Annotated in this window: 17 protein-coding genes and 1 pseudogene; 11 read left to right on the top strand and 7 right to left on the bottom strand. The window is 68.7% G+C overall.

From position 1 onward, the window contains the following. Nucleotides 1–40 precede the first annotated feature (40 nt). Both LY41_RS07150 and LY41_RS07145 read left to right on the top strand, forming a co-directional pair. Nucleotides 41–1,057: an SIS domain-containing protein gene (locus tag LY41_RS07150; RefSeq protein ID WP_253864020.1), complete on the top strand. Its 1,017-nt coding sequence runs from the start codon at nt 41–43 to the stop codon at nt 1,055–1,057. After that, on the top strand, nt 1,054–2,025 hold the full coding sequence (locus LY41_RS07145) for an N-acetylglucosamine kinase (RefSeq protein ID WP_253864019.1): 972 nt from the start codon (nt 1,054–1,056) through the stop codon (nt 2,023–2,025). The genes LY41_RS07150 and LY41_RS07145 overlap by 4 nt, the downstream gene beginning before the upstream one ends. Nucleotides 2,026–2,366: 341 nt before the next feature. Here the strand turns inward: LY41_RS07145 and LY41_RS07140 are convergent. Continuing rightward, nucleotides 2,367–3,029: pseudogene (locus tag LY41_RS07140) on the bottom strand (DUF3159 domain-containing protein); the annotation flags it as partial. Between the two features lie 235 nt (nt 3,030–3,264). Here LY41_RS07140 and LY41_RS07135 point away from each other — a divergent pair. The 6 genes from LY41_RS07135 (at nt 3,265) to LY41_RS07110 (ending at nt 7,552) form a co-directional block, all read left to right on the top strand. Further along, on the top strand, nt 3,265–4,092 hold the full coding sequence (locus LY41_RS07135) for an SGNH/GDSL hydrolase family protein (protein WP_253863084.1): 828 nt from the start codon (nt 3,265–3,267) through the stop codon (nt 4,090–4,092). Between the two features lie 272 nt (nt 4,093–4,364). Beyond that, nucleotides 4,365–5,030: an OmpA family protein gene (locus LY41_RS07130; protein ID WP_253863083.1), complete on the top strand. Its 666-nt coding sequence runs from the start codon at nt 4,365–4,367 to the stop codon at nt 5,028–5,030. Between the two features lie 68 nt (nt 5,031–5,098). After that, complete coding sequence (locus LY41_RS07125) at nt 5,099–5,683, top strand: hypothetical protein (RefSeq protein ID WP_253863082.1); 585 nt, start codon at nt 5,099–5,101, stop codon at nt 5,681–5,683. Between the two features lie 73 nt (nt 5,684–5,756). After that, the gene (locus LY41_RS07120) at nt 5,757–6,248 is read left to right on the top strand and encodes a DUF6932 family protein (protein ID WP_253863081.1); all 492 of its coding nucleotides are present in this window, start codon (nt 5,757–5,759) and stop codon (nt 6,246–6,248) included. Continuing rightward, on the top strand, nt 6,245–7,120 hold the full coding sequence (locus LY41_RS07115) for a hypothetical protein (RefSeq protein WP_372493133.1): 876 nt from the start codon (nt 6,245–6,247) through the stop codon (nt 7,118–7,120). The genes LY41_RS07120 and LY41_RS07115 overlap by 4 nt, the downstream gene beginning before the upstream one ends. A 90-nt stretch (nt 7,121–7,210) precedes the next feature. After that, nucleotides 7,211–7,552 carry a carboxymuconolactone decarboxylase family protein gene (locus tag LY41_RS07110; RefSeq protein WP_253863079.1) on the top strand — a complete coding sequence of 114 codons (342 nt, stop codon included), beginning with the start codon at nt 7,211–7,213 and terminating at the stop codon, nt 7,550–7,552. A gap of 446 nt (nt 7,553–7,998) precedes the next feature. Here LY41_RS07110 and thpD read toward each other — a convergent pair whose 3' ends face one another. The 5 genes from thpD to LY41_RS07085 form a co-directional block, all read right to left on the bottom strand. After that, complete coding sequence (thpD, locus tag LY41_RS07105) at nt 7,999–8,931, bottom strand: ectoine hydroxylase (RefSeq protein ID WP_253864018.1); 933 nt, start codon at nt 8,929–8,931, stop codon at nt 7,999–8,001. 204 nt (nt 8,932–9,135) lie between these two features. Continuing rightward, nucleotides 9,136–9,528, bottom strand: a complete 393-nt coding sequence (locus tag LY41_RS07100) for an ectoine synthase (protein WP_253863078.1) — start codon at nt 9,526–9,528, stop codon at nt 9,136–9,138. 149 nt (nt 9,529–9,677) lie between these two features. Continuing rightward, nucleotides 9,678–10,931 (bottom strand): diaminobutyrate--2-oxoglutarate transaminase, encoded by a 1,254-nt coding sequence (ectB, locus tag LY41_RS07095; protein ID WP_253863077.1) that lies wholly within the window; start codon nt 10,929–10,931, stop codon nt 9,678–9,680. A gap of 58 nt (nt 10,932–10,989) precedes the next feature. After that, nucleotides 10,990–11,529, bottom strand: coding sequence for a diaminobutyrate acetyltransferase (gene ectA / locus LY41_RS07090; RefSeq protein ID WP_253863076.1), 540 nt, complete (start codon nt 11,527–11,529; stop codon nt 10,990–10,992). Nucleotides 11,530–11,823: 294 nt separating this feature from the next. Further along, entirely contained in the window at nt 11,824–12,093 is a 270-nt protein-coding gene (locus LY41_RS07085; RefSeq protein WP_253863075.1) for a hypothetical protein, read from the bottom strand. Between the two features lie 544 nt (nt 12,094–12,637). Between LY41_RS07085 and LY41_RS07080 the strand changes: the two genes are divergently transcribed. Then, entirely contained in the window at nt 12,638–13,207 is a 570-nt protein-coding gene (locus LY41_RS07080; protein WP_253863074.1) for an HhH-GPD-type base excision DNA repair protein, read from the top strand. Nucleotides 13,208–13,357: 150 nt separating this feature from the next. On the opposite strand, the gene LY41_RS07075 is transcribed toward LY41_RS07080, so the two are convergent. After that, on the bottom strand, nt 13,358–13,867 hold the full coding sequence (locus LY41_RS07075; protein ID WP_253863073.1) for a mycothiol transferase: 510 nt from the start codon (nt 13,865–13,867) through the stop codon (nt 13,358–13,360). 51 nt (nt 13,868–13,918) lie between these two features. On the opposite strand from LY41_RS07075, the gene LY41_RS07070 reads away from it, so the two are divergent. Both LY41_RS07070 and LY41_RS07065 read left to right on the top strand, forming a co-directional pair. Continuing rightward, nucleotides 13,919–14,764, top strand: coding sequence for a hypothetical protein (locus LY41_RS07070; protein ID WP_253863072.1), 846 nt, complete (start codon nt 13,919–13,921; stop codon nt 14,762–14,764). 626 nt (nt 14,765–15,390) lie between these two features. Further along, a complete protein-coding gene (locus LY41_RS07065) occupies nt 15,391–16,917 on the top strand; it encodes a DUF222 domain-containing protein (RefSeq protein ID WP_253863071.1) in 1,527 nt (508 codons plus the stop codon). The last annotated feature ends 50 nt before the right edge of the window (nt 16,918–16,967 follow it).

Raw genomic sequence — 16,967 nt, 5'->3', positions numbered from 1 at the left:
GGAGAGGAGCATCGTGACCGATGCGCAGCCCGGCGCGCTGATGACCGCGGAGATCGACCAGCAGCCAGACATGCTGGTCACGATCGCCGAGCACCGCGCCGAGATCGCGACCGTCGCAGCCGAAATCGCCCGGCACCGCCCGCGGTTCGCCCTGCTGGCCGCCCGCGGCTCGAGCGACCACGCCGCGATCTACGCCAAGTACCTGATCGAAGTGCTCCTCGGCCTGCCCGTGGGCCTCGTCTCCCCGTCGACGACGACGCTGTACGGCGCACGTCCCGACCTGCGCGACGTCCTGGTCGTCTCGATCAGCCAGAGCGGTGGCTCACCCGATCTGCTCGAGGTGACCCAGGCGGCACGCGAGGCGGGTGCACGCACGGTCGCCGTCAGCAACACCCGGTCGTCACAGCTGTTCTCCGCCGCCGACCTGGCCGTGGACATCCACGCGGGGCAGGAGGACGCCGTCGCCGCCACGAAGACGTACACGGCGACGCTGCTGACGCTGTACCTGCTGGTCGACGCCATCCGCGGCGGAGACGGCAGCGCGGTCGGCGACATCGGCGAACAGGCCGAGACCGCGCTGCGCGACTCGACGGACCAGGTCGCCCGCGCGGTGGACCGGTACCGGTTCGCCGATCGGGTGATCGCTGCCGCGCGCGGGTACTCGTACGCCACGGCTCTGGAGTCGTCGCTCAAACTCGCCGAGACGAGTTACCTGCAGACCCACGCCTACAGCGGTGCGGACCTGTTGCACGGGCCGGTCGCGGCCGTCGACGAGGAGACGGCCGTACTGGGCATGGCCAGCACGGGCCGCGGCGGCGACGTGATGGGCGAGGTACTGCACGCGGTCGGCGAGCGCGGTGCGGACGTGCTCGCGGTCGGCTCCGCGGCGTCGAGAATGCCCGCGGCGCTGCGGATCGACGTGCCGGAAACGGCGGAAGAAGTGGCCCCGATCCTGGAGATCCTGCCGGTGCAGCGCCTGGCCCTGCACCTGTCGCTGGCCAGGGGCGGCAACCCCGACAACCCGCGTGGCCTGCACAAAGTGACGAAGACGCGCTGATGTACGTCGTCGGAGTGGACGCGGGCGGCACCAGCACCAGGGCATGCGCCGTCGACAGCGGCATGCGCGTGCTGGGCACCGGCCGCGCGGGCGGGGCGAACCCGAACTCGCACCCGCCGGAGAAGGCCGCGTCCGCGATCGCCGAGGCCGTCGCCGCCGCCACCGTCGACCTCGACCGCGCCGAGCTGGGCGACTGCGTCGTGGGCATGGCGGGCTCGAGCAAGCTGACCGACCCGGCCGTCGCCGCGTTGTTCGAGCGCACATGGCGGGAGGCCGGCTTCGACGTCACCCCGCAGGTGGTCTCGGACGCGGAAACCGCGTTCGCCTCGGCCACCGACGCACCGGACGGCACGGTGCTCGTCTCCGGCACGGGGTCGATCGCGGGCCGGATCCGCGACCGGCGCATGGTGTCGGTCTCCGGTGGCTACGGCTGGCTGCTCGGTGACGAGGGGTCGGGTTTCTGGATCGGCCGAGAGGCGGTCCGTGCCACGCTCGACGCTCTGTCCAGGGATGAAGCCCTGGCCGGTGGCGAAACTCCGACCAGGGGTGAACCACTCGGCACGCTGACGTCGTCCGTGCTGGCCGAGGCCGGTGTCGACGCCGCCGAGCCGCGGGCGTTCCACCTGCTCATCACGGCCGTCAATCAGGACACCCCCGTCCATCTGGCCCGGTTCGCACCACTCGTGAGCGCCGCAGCCGCATCCGATCCCGTCGCAGCGCGCATCGCCGACGACGCCGCGGACCGGCTGACCGACATCGCGATCGCGGCCCGGGACACCGACGAGGAGACGCCGATCGTGCTCGTCGGCAGCGTCCTGGGAACCGGCAACCCGGTCCGTACCCGCATCCACGAGCGGCTGCAGGGCTGTGACATGCGCGAAAGCAAGGACGGGGTACTGGGCGCCGCGTGGCTGGCCGCCCTGGAGGGGTTCGGCCAACATGTACCTCACCCGAACAGAGTAGGATGATCGCCGGCCCCCGGACCTCCCCCCTCGCCGGGGGCCACCTACTTTTCCGGCCCCGGCGGTGCGGACCCCGCGTTCGTACTGCCGGAGGATGCCGGTTCCGACTGCGCCGAGTCCGACGGCGCGCCGCCCTTCGACGTCGAGCCGCGGCCGTTCGAGCCACTACCCGTCGAGCCACTACCCGTCGAATCGCTGCCGTTCGAATCGCCGGCCGGCGAGCCACTGCCGTTCGAATCGCTACCGTTCGAATCGCTGCCGTTCGAGTCGCTGCCCTCCGGCGTCGAGACCGTTGCCGGAGTGGCCCCCTCGCCCACCGGCGGCGCCTCCTGCGCCGACGGCGGGACCGGGTGGCGCAGTCCGGGATGACTCTCGGGCAGCGAACGGTGCAGCACCCAGCCGCTGACGGCGACGGTCAGCGCGACGAGCGGCCACGACAGCACCGTGCGCGCGACGCCCAGCGCCACGACCTCGCCTGCCCACCACAGCGCGCCGAACACGGCGACACGCAGCGTGTACTGGCCGAACACCCACACCCAGCTCGCGCGCGAGTAGGCCCGCAGCAGCTCGGGGTCTTTCCGCCAGCGCGTCTTCTGCCCCAGCACTGTGCCCACGACCACGCCGAGCAGCGGCCAGCGGATCGCGATGCTCACGAGCCACGCAAGTGCACTAGCCACATTGGACAACAGCTGGATGAGAAAGAAGTCCTGCGCACGACCAGTGCGCAGGGCGATGAGTGCCGCGAGCACGACAGCAGCCAGGCTGATCAGCACCGCCTTGACCTTGTCGCCGCGGGCGAGGCGAACGCAGCCGATGGCGGCGCTCAGCGCGATCGCGGCAGCCGCGCCCCAGCCGATCGACGACCCCGACGCGAGCCAGCCGACGACGAACGCCACGGGCGGCAGGCTCGCGTCGATCGCACCTTTACGCCCGCCCAGCAGGCTCGCCAGGGATTCGCGGCGTGGCGCGGCGGCGGCCGGGGGCTCGTGCGGCGGCGTGTCACTCACGATCTCCACCTTGCCTGATTCCGCGCGTCGGCATCGTCGGATCCGGTCACGTTACCTTCACCACACCGGACGGTCCGCACTTCACATTACGGCTGCGTAGGTCGACCTCGAAGGAGGAAACTGTCACTCTGGTCCGACCGGCGCCCGCGACGCAGGCATCTTCGGGGGAAGACCGCGCCTCCCGCCGGCCGTTGATCAACTGGGAGACAGGCGCGCGCACAGGGCGGAGGGAGACGTCGTGACCGGATACCGCAGCTTCGTCGCGATCGGGGACAGCTTCACCGAGGGCTTGAACGACGAGCGGCCCGACGGCACGTACCGCGGCTGGGCCGACCGGCTCGCCGAGATCCTCGCAGGTGGTTCCGCCGATTTCGCCTACGCCAATCTCGCCGTCCGCGGCAAGATGCTGACCGAGATCATGACCGAGCAGCTGCCGGTGGCGCTGGAGACCAAGCCGGACCTGGTCACGGTGTGCGCCGGCGGCAACGACATCATCGTGCCCGGCGCGGACGTCGACGCGAAGGCCGCCGAGTTCGAGGCCGGCATCGCCGCTCTCCGCGCCGCAGGGATCGAGGTGTTGATCTTCACCGGACCCGATACGAAGAGCATGTCGGTGATCAGCATGCTGCGCGGCAAGGTGGCGATCTACAACGCGCACGTGCGCGCGATCGCCGACCGCCACAACACGAAGATCGTCGACCTGTGGTCCATGGAAACCCTGCACGACATCCGCGCGTGGAGTGGCGATCGGCTGCATTTCACCGCCGAAGCCCACCGGCGGATCGCACTGCGCACCGCGGAAGCGCTGGGTGTCCCCACGGCCGAGGACTGGCGCGAGCCGTGGCCGGAGACCGACGGTCAGCAGACCTGGCTCACGCTCCGGCGCAGCGACCTGGAGTGGACCCGCGTGCACCTGCTGCCGTGGATCGCCCGTCAGCTGCGCGGCGAATCGCTCGGCGACGGCATCACGGCGAAGCGTCCCAGCCTGACGCCGCTGCGCGAGCAGACGAGCACGGCACCCCGGTGCCAGCACGGCTCGACACTGACCGAACCCGCCGACAACTGACCCACCGACCCGTGTTGCGGGTTCCGGGGCCCGTGTTGCAGGTTCCGGGGCCCGTGTTGCGCGCTCCGGGCGCCGACCGCCGCCCATCTCCGGAGTGCCGTCTCGCCCGGCCCGCGGATGCCGGAGTGGCAGCTCGAACACCGCGTTCGCGGCTGCGGGACCGTGTTCACAGCTGCGGGGACGGGCCGCACCTTCCGCGGACGCGCCACTCACAGGCGTCACACCCGTCGCTCGCGTTCGCGGGGCCCGGCGAGCGCGCCTATCGTCGGTGCATGGCGAGGCAGAACGGCCGATTCTGGCTGATTCCGCTCGCGTTCGCCGTGTCGGGGCTACTGGCGTTCGGCGCGACGTGGGCGACGGCCGACCGGATCGAACACGACCTGCGTGACGAGGCACGGACCGCGTTGCGCGACGCGGGGCTGCGCGCACCCGCCGTGACGATGGACGGGCGCGATGCCACGGTGTCGGACGTTCCGCAGGACGGCGGTGATCGGGTCCGCACCATCGTCGGAGACGTCGACGGCGTTCGCACCGTGGACGTGCGAGAGTCACAGGCCGACCCGGCCGCGATACGGGCGCAGCGGGCGATCGACGAGGCGCTCCGGCGGATACCGATCCGGTTCGTGCCGTACGGTGACGAGCCGACCGGAGCAGGCGAACGCGCTGTCGCGCACGTGGCCGACATCCTGCGTTCGACCCCCATCACGCTCCGATTCGAGGTCGCCGGCCACGTCGCGCCTGTGCCGGAGCTCGACAGCGACGAGGCACGCACGCTGTCCCGCGAGCGGGCCGAGGCCGTGGCCGCCGAGCTCACCGACGCCGGCATCGACCGTGACCGCCTGACGACCGTCGGCCACGGCGACGCCCGTCCCCTGAGCGACGGCACCGACGCCGAGGCCGACCGCATGAACCGGCGGGTGGAGATTCACGTGCACTGACCAGGACGACGGCACCCCAGCCGACCCGCTCAGGACGACGGCACGCCACGACGAGGAGGGAAACGCCCATGCTGTGGTTGTTCGGACAGATCTGGCTCTGGCTGCTCGTCGCTTTCGCACTCGGAGCACTGGCGGGCGCACTGCTGACGTGGCCTGCGCGGAGCAGACACACCACGGGAGCGGGTTCGGCCACGCGGCCCACCGACCCCGATGCGTTCGCCACCCCGGCACGCGACACGGCCCCCGCCGCTACGACGACGGCTTCCGACGCTGCAACGGGAACGACGACCACCGGCACGGCGACGACACCCGGGACTGCGGCGGCAGGCGACGTCCCCACGACGCGGACCACCGGACCTGCGGCGGCACCGGACCTCACCGACGAGGCGGCGAGCCATCACTCGAACGTTCCCGCCGCCCACGGCCGAGGACACCGGCGGGGCCCGCGCACGCCCGACGTCGAGCAGGCGCACTCACCGCACACCGACGACGGCACCGAAAATCACATCATCGGCACCCTCGACGAGACCACCGGCGCGGGCCGGACATCGGGAACGTTGCCGCCGCGGCGCGCGTGGCACACGCGCAACGAGTGGCCGGACGAAGCCGACGAGTGGGCAACCGAACACGATATCCCCCGTTCAGGCGGCTGACCTCGCGCTCCGTGGCGGCTGATAAGTTCGCCGGGCCGCTTCCGGCGCTTCGTCGGCGATGTAAGGAACGTGGATGCCGCTCCCCTACTGGACACCGGACAACGTTCTGCCTCCGGGGCGACACCCCGCCGATCTGTCCGACCTGTACGAGAGATTCGTCTGGGACACTCCGCACCGCAACGAGCGCGAGGTGCTGTTCAGCGCGCTGTCCGGCTACCTCGGCGTCGTCGGCGGGCTCATCCCCACGGGCAGGGCGTGGATCTCCGGGGAAATAGCCGTTCGCTCCGAGAACGTGCCGCGGGACATCGACGTGCTGCTGATCCCGGACGAGTGGGGCAGCCTCAAACGCCTCACCGGCCCGGCCCGCGAGGCCCTGTACGGGATGCTCACGCTCAACGGCGTGATCGCCGAGCAGCCCGCGATGTATCTCGACCGGGTCCGTCCGATGAGTGGTCTGCTCGACGGCTTCCTGTGCCGGCCAGGCGACGAGGAGACGTGGGAGCCGACCTGGGCGCGCGGACCGGTCCACGGCATGTTCAAAGGATTCGCGGAGGTGACGTGGTGAGCTTCGAAGACGTCGCGGACGCGATTCCCGGCGGTACGTGGCTGGACGACCTGGCGCGCGCGTCCGCCCGCGCCGCGCATGCGAAGTTCGAACGGCCGAGCCGGTCGGCGCTGCTGCGCGTGTCGATGCTCGATTCGCCGCGGATGGACGCCTACGCGTTTTCCGACATCAGCCGCGCGCTGCAGGACGCGACGGCGAAGGTCGGCCACATCGTGCGCAACCCGCAGGGCGAGATCACCTACGTCCAGCCCGCCGACCGGGAGAAGGCGCCGCTGTTGCAACGCGGCCAGGCCGGCAACGCGTTGTTCTTCGGCTTCCCCGAAACGTCCGATCCGGACGCGCTCATCAACGACGGCATCGAAACGCTGTCGGAGCGGTCGGTGAAGGAGCTGTGCGACTTCCTGCCGATCAACGGCTCCGACGACGGTGCGCTCGACGCGGTACTGCTGCAGCGCGACACGATCCGCAATGCGGTGAGCGACATCGTCAGTGCGGTCACCAAGACCTCGAGCCTCGGCCTCACGCTGACGCCGACATCGGGCGAGGAGGTCACGCGCAGCATGACCACGGAACAGGCGCGCGTGCTGAACAACAGCCTGCGGGAGTCCCGCGAGGACGTCGGCTACGAGACCGTGACCGGCAGGCTCGACGGCGTCCGCACCCGCAGGCGGATCTTCTACCTCGAACGCGACACCGGAAGCACGATCCAGGGCGCGGTGGTGCCGGACCTGCTCGACCAGATCAAGGTCAACCTCGACCGCCCCGTCACGGCGCGGCTGCGAGTGGTCCGCACCACCACGATCGACGGCCGCCGCGGCCGGCCCGTGTACGAACTGCTCGACATTCACGGCGAGACGAGCCTGTTCGACTGACCACGCCGGACACGATCCCCCGCGTCCGCTCACGCTCGCGTCACGTCCGCGGAGGAAGGCTTCGGGTTCCTGCCGGCACCCGTCCGCCTGATGGCGGAGTCGCCCGAGCTTCTCGAAGGGCTCCTCACGCTCGACGGCATCTTCGACAAGTGCTCACTCGAGCCCGTCGATCGCGAGGTCGTCATCACGGCCGTGACGACGCGCGTCCGGTGCCGCTACTGCGTCGCGATGCACTCCGCCATGCTGACGAAGAACGGCAACGTGTCCGGCGAGGGTATGCCCCGGTTCCTCGACGCGGGCTTCACCAGGCGCGCAGCCCTGGACGTCGTCCTCGGCCTGAGCACCTACACCCTGTCGACCACGGCCAACCGGATGACCGAAGCGCCTCTCGACCCGCCGTCCGAGAAAGTCGAATGGCACGAGCATTCCTGAACCCGCGCATTCGTGACCCTGCACATTCCTGAACCCGCGTAAGAACCCGCGGCCGACGTGGCCACCCTGGTGAGCCGCATTCGGGCCCGACACAGAATACGGCCCCGTGCCATCAGTCCCGATCTGATGGCGCGGGGCCGTACTCCTCGTTCTCCGCCGCCTCCACCGCGGACACGCGGCGCCCACCCCGAGCAAAAGGAGTCACCAAGCCGCTGGGGGACGACTGCTCAACGCTGCGCGATGAGGTGGCGACACGGTAACAGGCTGCGCAAGGTCGAATACACCCGCCCCCTCACACAGCCTGTCACCGACGCCGATGCCGGCGTTGGTTCGGTCCTGTCAATGGTTCAACCGGTCACCGGCGTGTGCTCCGGCCGGCGCAGCGGTCAGCGGCGCAGCGGTCAGCGGCGCAGTGGTCAGCGGCGCAGTGGTCAGCGGCGCAGTGGTCAGCGGCGCAGTGGCGTGACGTCGCGGGCGCCGATGAACTCCGGGCGCGGACTGCTCGCCGCGAACGGTTCGACCGGCGTGTTCTCCACGCTGTTGAACACGAGGAAAATGTTGGACCGCGGATACGGCGTGATGTTGTTGCCCGACCCGTGCATGATGTTCGAGTCGAAGAACAACGCCGATCCGGCGGGCCCGGTGAACTGGTCGATACCACAGGAGGCCGCGAGCTTGGTGATGTCGTCCTCGCGCGGAACGCCGATCTCCTGCTCCTTCAGCGACGCCCTGTAGTGGTCGTCGGGGGTTTCGCCGAGACACTGTACGAACGTCCGGTGCGATCCGGGCATCACCATCAGGCCGCCGTTGTACGGGTAGTTGTCGGTCAGCGCGATCGAGCAGCTGACCGCCCGCGGCCGCGGCATTCCGTCTTCGGCGTGCCAGGTCTCGAAGTCCGAGTGCCAGTAGAAGCCGTTGCCGCGGAAGCCGGGCATGTAGTTGACCCGGCTCTGGTGCAGGTAGACCTCGGAGCCGAGGAGCTGCTGCGCGCGATCCAGGATCCGTGGATCGCGGGCGAGCCGGCCGACCAGCTCGCTGACGCGGTGCACGTCGAAGATCGACCGCACTTCACCGGACGACTTCTCGGTGACGACGCGTTCGTCGGTCTTGAGGCTGCTGTCCGACAAGAGCCGCCCCAGTTCCTGCCAATAGCCCTGCACCTCGGCGGGTGTGATCAGTCCTTCGAGGATCGTGTAGCCCTTGTCCTCGTGGGCCGCGAGCTCCTCGCCATCGAACGGGCCGTCCGCGGCGCTTCCCTGGACGACGGGGTCGAGCCGATCGAGCAGCTGTGGTTCCCCGGCGCTCAACCGTGTCGGGTAGGCGTCCGTTCCGCCGTTCGGGTAAGCCCCACGGAAGGACACATCGGCATTGCCGGACATTTCGGAAAATCGGTCCGCAAGAGTCACGTTCTCCTCCTACGAATCTCTGTTTCTACCTTCTTCCTGGTTATTCCTCTCGTGAAACGCGAGAACCCGGCCGCGCGAACATCGTGTCGTCACGACGCCTCACGCCGGCCGGGTTGCCGCGGAGCTCTTCGGTTACGCCACCGGGCTGTTACATCGCCGGCAGGAGGAGGTCGGGTGTCAGTCCTCTTCGACGACCAGCGGGTAGACGCCGTTCTCGTCGTGGACCTCACGACCGGTGACCGGCGGGTTGAACACGCACACGGTCTTCATCTCGGTCCGCGGGCGCACCTGGTGCTTGTCCGCGTTGTTGAGGACGTAGATGGAACCCGGCTTGAGCTGGTGGACCTCGCCGGTCGCCTTGTCCTCGACCTCACCCTCACCCTGGGTGATGAACACCGCTTCGATGTGGTTGGCGTACCAGAAGTCGTTCACGGTACCCGCGTAGAGCGTGGTCTCGTGCACCGAGAAACCGAGCTTGTCCTTGGCGAGGACGATGCGCTTGCTGCGCCAGTTGTCGGTCTTGATATCGGCGTCGGTGTCCGTGATGTCGTCGATGGTGCGGACGAACAAGGCAACTCCTTCGGTCGGGTGGATCGAGTGTTACCCGACATTGTGCTCGAAAACGGGGGTGACGGCTGCTACGCCACGACGACGTCTCACCGCCCGGCGTGACGTCCGAGGACGCAGCCGGGCGGTGAGCGCCGTTTCCGGCGGCACCGTCAGCGGGACAGTACCGATTCGACGGATTCGGAGATGATCTCCAGGCCCTTGTCGAGCTCCTCGTCGGTGAGTGTCAGCGGCGGCAGCAGCTTGACGACCTCGTCACTCGGACCGGAGGTCTCCAGCAGCATGCCGCGGTCGAACGCGGCGGCAGCGACCTTGCCTGCCGTCTCCCCGCTTCCGAACTCGAGGCCGCGCGCGAGGCCACGGCCCTTGGCCATGAGCTCGGCGTCCGGGTAGTCCTCGGCGAACTTGCGGAACCTGGCGCCGATGCGCTCGCCCTTCTCCTTGGTCGACTTCTCGAGCTCGTCGTCGGACCAGTAGGTGCGCAACGCGGCCGCGGCAGTGACGAATGCCGGGCTGATCCCGCGGAAGGTGCCGTTGTGCTCGCCGGGCGACCAGACGTCGAGGTCCGGGCGCACGAGCGTGATCGCCATCGGCAGGCCGTAACCGCCGATCGACTTGGACAGGCAGATCATGTCCGGCTCGATGCCTGCCTCTTCGAAGCTGAAGAACGGGCCGGTGCGGCCGCAGCCCATCTGCACATCGTCGAGGATCAGCAGGATGCCGTGCTTCTTGCACAGGTCGGAAAGGCCCTTGAGCCATTCGAGGCGCGCGGCGTTGATGCCGCCCTCCCCCTGCACGCTCTCGACGATCACGGCCGCGGGCTCGTTGAGGCCCGAGCCGGAGTCCTCGAGCAGGCGCTCGAAGTAGAAGAAGTCGGGGAACTCGCCGTCGAAGTACTTGTCGAACGGCATCGGCGTGGCGTGCACGAGCGGGATGCCCGCGGCGCCGCGCTTCATCGAGTTACCGGTCACCGACAGCGCGCCGAGGGTCATGCCGTGGAACGCGTTGGTGAAGTTGATGACCGACTCGCGACCGGTCACCTTGCGCGCCAGCTTCAGTGCGCCCTCGACGGCGTTGGCGCCGCCGGGGCCGGGGAAGATGACCTTGTACTCCATGTTCCTCGGCTGCAGGATCTGCTCGTCCAGCGACTCGAGGAAGTCCCGCTTCGCCGAGGTGAACATGTCCAGCGAGTGCGTGACGCCGTCGCGGGAGATGTAGTCGATCAGCGCCTGCTTGAGCGCCGGGTTGTTGTGCCCGTAGTTGAGGGCACCGGCACCGGCGAAGAAGTCCAGGTACGGCTTGCCGTCCTCGGTGTAGATCCAGCTGCCCTGGGCCTTGTCGAAGACCACGGGCCAGCCGCGGCTGTAGCTCCGCACCTGGGACTCGAGCTTTTCGAAGATGCTCACGTTCTCAGCTCCTGCTTTTCAGGCAAATCTCGGGTTGTGCCGGCTCGCGCCGGGCGATTCAGTCGGCTGGCGCGTTCAACGGGCCGATGCGGAACAGGTCCTCCGGTTCGTGCGGCTCCGGAAATTCGGCCGCCGCAAGGAACTCGGACCGTTCCAGCGTCGCGTCCCAGCGCTTCGCGAACGACGTGAACAGCCGGATGGACGCGTCGTTGTCCGGCGTGATGGTGGTGTCGAGGTAACGGACACCGTCGGCAACGGCGCGCTCGAGGAGCGCGTCCAGCATCTTTCCGGCAAGGCCGCGACCTCGTTGGGAATCGTCGACGGCGACCTGCCAGACCAGTAACGAATCGGGCTTCGCAGGCCTGCGATAGCCCATCACGAATCCTACGGGTTCCCCGTCGGCGCGGGCGACGACGGATGTGTCGGCGAAATCACGGCACCACAGCAAGTAGGCGTAGGACGAGTTCAAGTCCAGCTTTTGTGAATCACGCGCTATTCGCCAGAGGGCCGCGCCGTCACCCGCCGCTGGTGGTTCGATCACCACGTGGCCCGCCGAATCATTATCGCCGTTGGCACGCTTTGTGTGCTTTCCGGACATATTGAAGCAATCTAACAGGTCCGCGTTCCTGTCTCAGCATGCAACGCGCTCGATCACCCGATTAACCTGCAGCAACGCAGAAACCTGCGTGATGATGACGACAGCGAGCTACCGATCAAGACACCCGCTGTGCTAAAGACACGGCCGTACTCACGACTACTCCGGTGACGACCGCCGGGGTTGCGGCGTCGCCGGACAGCCACCGCACTGCACGGTAGTGGCATCCGCCGCCCCGACGCGAGAGGCAGAACGGTGACAACTTTGTGTGCATCCGCCGTCACCGTTGGTGCCGGATCAACGGCCCTGCCGTGACACATCGGGGGTGCGCAGCCACGGTCGAGCGAGCGCAGGGGTTGGGATGTGCTCGGCGGCGGCCTGTCGACGCAACTCAAGGTCGAGAGACCGGCTGATACGCAGGTGGAGCGAGACGCCGAGGGCTGCGGCGTTCTCGGCGACCTCGGCTTCGGTCGCCTTGTTCTCCTCATCGGCGACGTTCTCCTCATCGGCGACCTGAGCACGAACGGCGTCGTGTCGTGCGCGGCGGGCTGCCTCGGGGTCGGTCATGCTCATGCCTTCTTGCCCTCGATGTACGCGCGAAGATCGGCTCCGCGGGTTTTCCACGCAGTCACCGGAGTTTCCCTCGGGATCGACGATCCCGGTCAGCATGCATCCGCCCTCTGCGGAGTACCCGATGATTCGGACGTAGCCGACACGACTCTTGGGGGCGGAGTTGCGCACGATGCAGTGCGAGTCGGCAGCAGCCTCCAACGTCCGTGCCGGCTCGATATCGGTCGCACCCGGGTATCGGACGGAACGCGTGCGTGTGTGGGCAACGTCTTCGCCATCCCACCACAGCTCATCGAGCATGTAGCACCTTGTGGCACGGCGACTCCAGTCGCGAAACCGTGCCGTCCAACGCTCGAATCGCATCGATGGACGACACACCGTCGGCGGCGCCCCGGGGCATCTCAGGGCCGATTGACGGTGCCGGAACGGGCGAGCCGCAACGACCGGACGTGACAGACCCGGCGTTGAACCCGGCGAACTCGACCCGACCACCGCCGGATCGTGTGCCGTCATCGCTGGTGTTGCGTGCGAAAATGGCGACATGTCCACGTTGCACCTCACCGGCGACGCCGATGCCGACAAGCTGCTCTCCGAAGACCCGTTCGCCCTGCTCAGCGGCATGCTCTTGGATCAGCAGGTGGCCATGGAAGTGGCCTTCGCGGGTCCGCGGAAGCTGCAGGAACGGATGGACGGGTTCGACGTCCACACGATCGCCGAGACGGACGTCGACTCCTTCGTCGAGCTGTGCGTGACCAAACCGGCGATCCACCGGTACGGCGCGTCGATGGGTAAGCGGCTCCACGCGCTCGCCCGCTACATCGTGGACCACTACGACGGCGACACCGCCGAGCTGTGGACGTACGGCGACCCGAACGGCAAGGAGGTTCTCAAGCGGCTGAAGGCCCTGCCCGGGTTCGGCGACCAGAAGGCACGCATTTTCCTGGCGCTGCTGGGCAAACAGCGCGGCGTGCAGCCCGACGGCTGGCGCGAGGCCGCAGGCGCCTACGGCGAGGAGGGGGCGCGCCGCTCCATCGCCGACGTCGTCGACCCGGAGACCCTGGCCGAGGTGCGCGACTTCAAGAAGGCCCAGAAGGCCGCCGCGAAGAAGTAGCCGCTCGCAGCGAACGCGCCGGCCCCGATCAGCCGACCGGGCGCCGACACCGCCCTCGCCGCCCTCGCCGCCCTCGCGGGCTCCGGTCCCCGGCACTGTCACTCGGGTCTCCGGCGCTGCCGCCGAGGAATCCACAGCTCCCCGGGCACGTCACCGACGGCGGAGGATGCCCTTGACGAACTCCGCCTGGCCCACGTGCTGCATCGTGTCGCCGACGACGCTGATCAGCCGTACTCCGAGGGTCGTGGGCGGGTCCCACGACTCGTCGACGACCAGGTCGAGGTCGGGGTCGGTGATCCCGGCGAGGTAATCGACGGTCTGCGCATGCACCGCCTCGTGGTACCCGACGAGCAGTCCGGGGTCTGTCACCCGGACCGCGGCGACGTCGGCGCTGGAATGGCCGTACCCGATGTCGCCGGGCGGAAACGGCAGTCCGAACCGCTCGAACCAGCCGTCGGCGGTCCAGCGCTGCTCGCGGCCCGCGACGTCGGCGATGTGGTCGTCCTGCACGCGCGTCAGATGCCACACGAGCCACCCGATCGAGTTGGCATCGGCGTCGAGGCGTGCGGCGAGCGCGTCGGCGTCCAGCCCCTCGACGACGTCGCGGATGATTTCCCGGACCCGCCCGAAGGCATCGGTCAGCAGCTCGACACTTCTCATGTCCGCAATTGTGTTCGCCGTGCGGTGCGCTCGCCTGATACCAACGGGGTTATGGACCTGACGGAGGAACGGTTCCGCGCGCTGGCACGCTCGGCGCCGTGGCGGTGGCGCACGCTGCGGTTCACCACGGGCAGGCGTCGTACGGGCGAGCACCGGGCGGTCCACACGGTACGCGCGTACGTGCGCAAGCCGGGTCGGCAACGCGTCGAGACCCTCGACGGAGTCGTCCTCGACCGCTCCACCGACCCCGACACCACCGAGCCACCCGTCGTCGACCTCGACGCCGACGGGCTCCTCGCCCACCGGCCCGACCAGGTACCGGCGGTCCGCTTCTCCTGCGAACCGCCGATGTACGAGAACTACCACTGGGTCGCGATGCTCGACCCGTACGAGCTCACCGACGGCTGGTCCTTCGGCGACGACGGTGACAACACCGACGGCGACGACCGCGACGGACCCGCCACGAGCACCGAGATCCTCGAACTCACCGAGGTCGAGCACCACGGCAGACCCGCCTGGCAGGCACGGCTGCGGACCACCCGGTTCTACGACCCTCGCTGCGGCTGCTGCCCGCTGCTGTACTCGGCGGAGTCGGAAGCAGCCGAGAACCACGAACCGCCGCACGGCACGGTGTTCGCCGACACCTACGTGATACGGCTCGACGTGGCCACCGGCGTGTGCGTCTACTCCGAGGACGTCGGCGGAACCGACTCCGGCCAGGGGCACGACGTGGCCATCGAAGGCGCCGACGAGGACATGCCCGACGAACTGTTCGGCAAGCCACGGTCGCACCGACACCGGTTCCAGATGTACCGCACGGCCGACGAGCCCGGTATGTCGGCGGCGTATCGCGACGATGCCACGCCAGGCCGGTTCATTGCCGGCCCGGACGAATAAACCTCGTCCACATCGGACCGACGTGGAACACGTCGTCGACCACGGCCTGCTCACTGCGTCCCCTGTCCCAGGTGTGCGCCGCACCTCCGACGATTCGTTCGGCGAGTACTACGAACCGTTCACGGGAGACCCCCTCGGCAGCACGAACCAGTCCGGTGAACTTGCGCGGGTCGTTGGTGCTGCACGGCGCGTTGCGAGGTCCGGCGACGACGCGACGGCCTGGTCGGCAGTTGTGTCACGGCCTGCGCCGACACGCTGCCGGTTCGGTCTTGTGGTGACTGTCGCCCATTCAGGACCCTCCGGCCGGGGCCGCACCGGACTTCCGCCGCTCCGCCTCGGAGCACGCACTCCCGCCCACTGCGCACGATTCCGCACCGCGGCGTCCACCACTACCGCCTCGGAGGCATCGGGCGAGCACAGTTCCGTCGGTCGACGCTGCCACCAAGAACACCGAGAACACCGAAGACGCTGAGACCACTGAGACCACCGAAGAAGCCGAGAACGGATCCATCGAGGACGAACCCACCTGAAACGAATTGTCTTCATGTTTTCCTCGTTTCGATCGTATGTTCTCTCACCTGATCGGACCCTCGATACTCGCACACGGGTTCGATAGTGTCGAGTCCATGGGGGAACGAGACGAGCTGATCCAGGCCCTACGTACCGCACGTGACGAACGTGCCCGAGCGGACGCGGCCGAGATGGTGGCGCTGGCACGGCTGGCCGAATTGGACGGCGGTGACGTGCGCAGCCTCGCGGACGAGGTCGCACCCGAACTCGGGGTGTCGACGGCCGAGGCGGCCCAGCGGGTCGGACGTGGCACGGCGTTGGTGCAGCGCATGCCGGCAGTGCTGGGGTTGATGCAGGCAGGGCGGGTGGAGGCCTACGGCGGACGGAGGTTGCTGGACGTGACCGCACCACTCTCCGACGAGCACGCCCGGCAAGTGGACGAGCTGCTGAGCGAACGGTTGGCGGTCGACCCGGGAGCGTCACTGGTCCCGGCCAACCTGGCCCGACGAGCCCGGCGCCTGGTGGAACGAGTCGACCCCGGCGGGCAGATCGCGAGAGCTCGTGAAGCGCGGAGTGGGCGCTCGTTCGAGCTCACCCCGGGCGAGCACGCGATGTCCCGGTTCACCCTCGGCCTACCCGCCGAAATCGCCTCGGCCATCGCACACCGGGTCGATGCGCTGGCGCGGAGATTACGTGCGCGGTCCGAGGACGAACGCACCCTGGATCAGTTGCGGGCCGACATCGCCGCCGACCTGCTCCTGGGACGGAACCCAGGAGTGAGTGTTCCGGAAACGGCGGCGTCGGTCTTCATCCACCTGCCTGTCGATACGGCCTTGGGCATCACCGACGACGGGTGCGAACTCGACGGATACGGACCCGTACCGGGACCGATCGCGCGGGAAATCATGGCCAACCCGAAGAGTGTGTGGCGGGCGGTGTTGTGCGACCCGGGGACCGGTCGCCCCGTCGACCTCGGCAGGGCCCGACGCCACCCCACGGCCGCCGTCCGGGAACTGGTGGCGGTGCGGGACCGGGAATGCTGCATTCCGTGGTGCCACCGCCCCGCTCGGCGATGCGACTTCGACCACGATACCGCCTGGACCGCGGGCGGAAGCACCTCGACGACCAACGGGAGTCCCAAATGCGACCACCACCACGCACGCAAGAGCGACCCCGGATGGAGCATCCACCGGGACCCCGACACCGGCATCACGACCGTGACCACACCCAACGGAGCCACCCACACGACCGCACCCGAACCCGTCCTGGACCCGACGCGCCGCGCACCGACCTGCCCACCGGCGCGACGACAGTCCATTCGACAGCAACCTCGACAGCAACCGCACAACGACAGCCGACGCGGTGACGACAGCCGACACGGCGACAGCAGCGCGACAACCCGCGGGAGTGATACCGACCCGCCGACAGACCGCTGGCCGATGCCCCGCAAGGGCAACCGCCGAGGAATCAGAACTCCGGGATTCCGACGCCGCGAAGCCAACAGTGCTGGAGACGGGAGCCCTGAGAGCGGGCGCCCTGGAAACGACAGAACTGCGAACAGCAGGCCTGGAGACGGAAGTCCTGGAAACGGAAATCATGGAAACAACGACCCGGAGGCGGGAACGCAGGTGACGGAGACATGAATCCGTCCCGCCTTCACCGCGCCCGCAGTGACGCCGCACCTGGCCCGAAC

It is taken from the genome of Prauserella halophila, assembly GCF_024171895.1.
Classification (GTDB): Bacteria; Actinomycetota; Actinomycetes; order Mycobacteriales; family Pseudonocardiaceae; genus Prauserella; species Prauserella halophila.
This window is presented reverse-complemented; position numbering and strand designations above follow the sequence as displayed.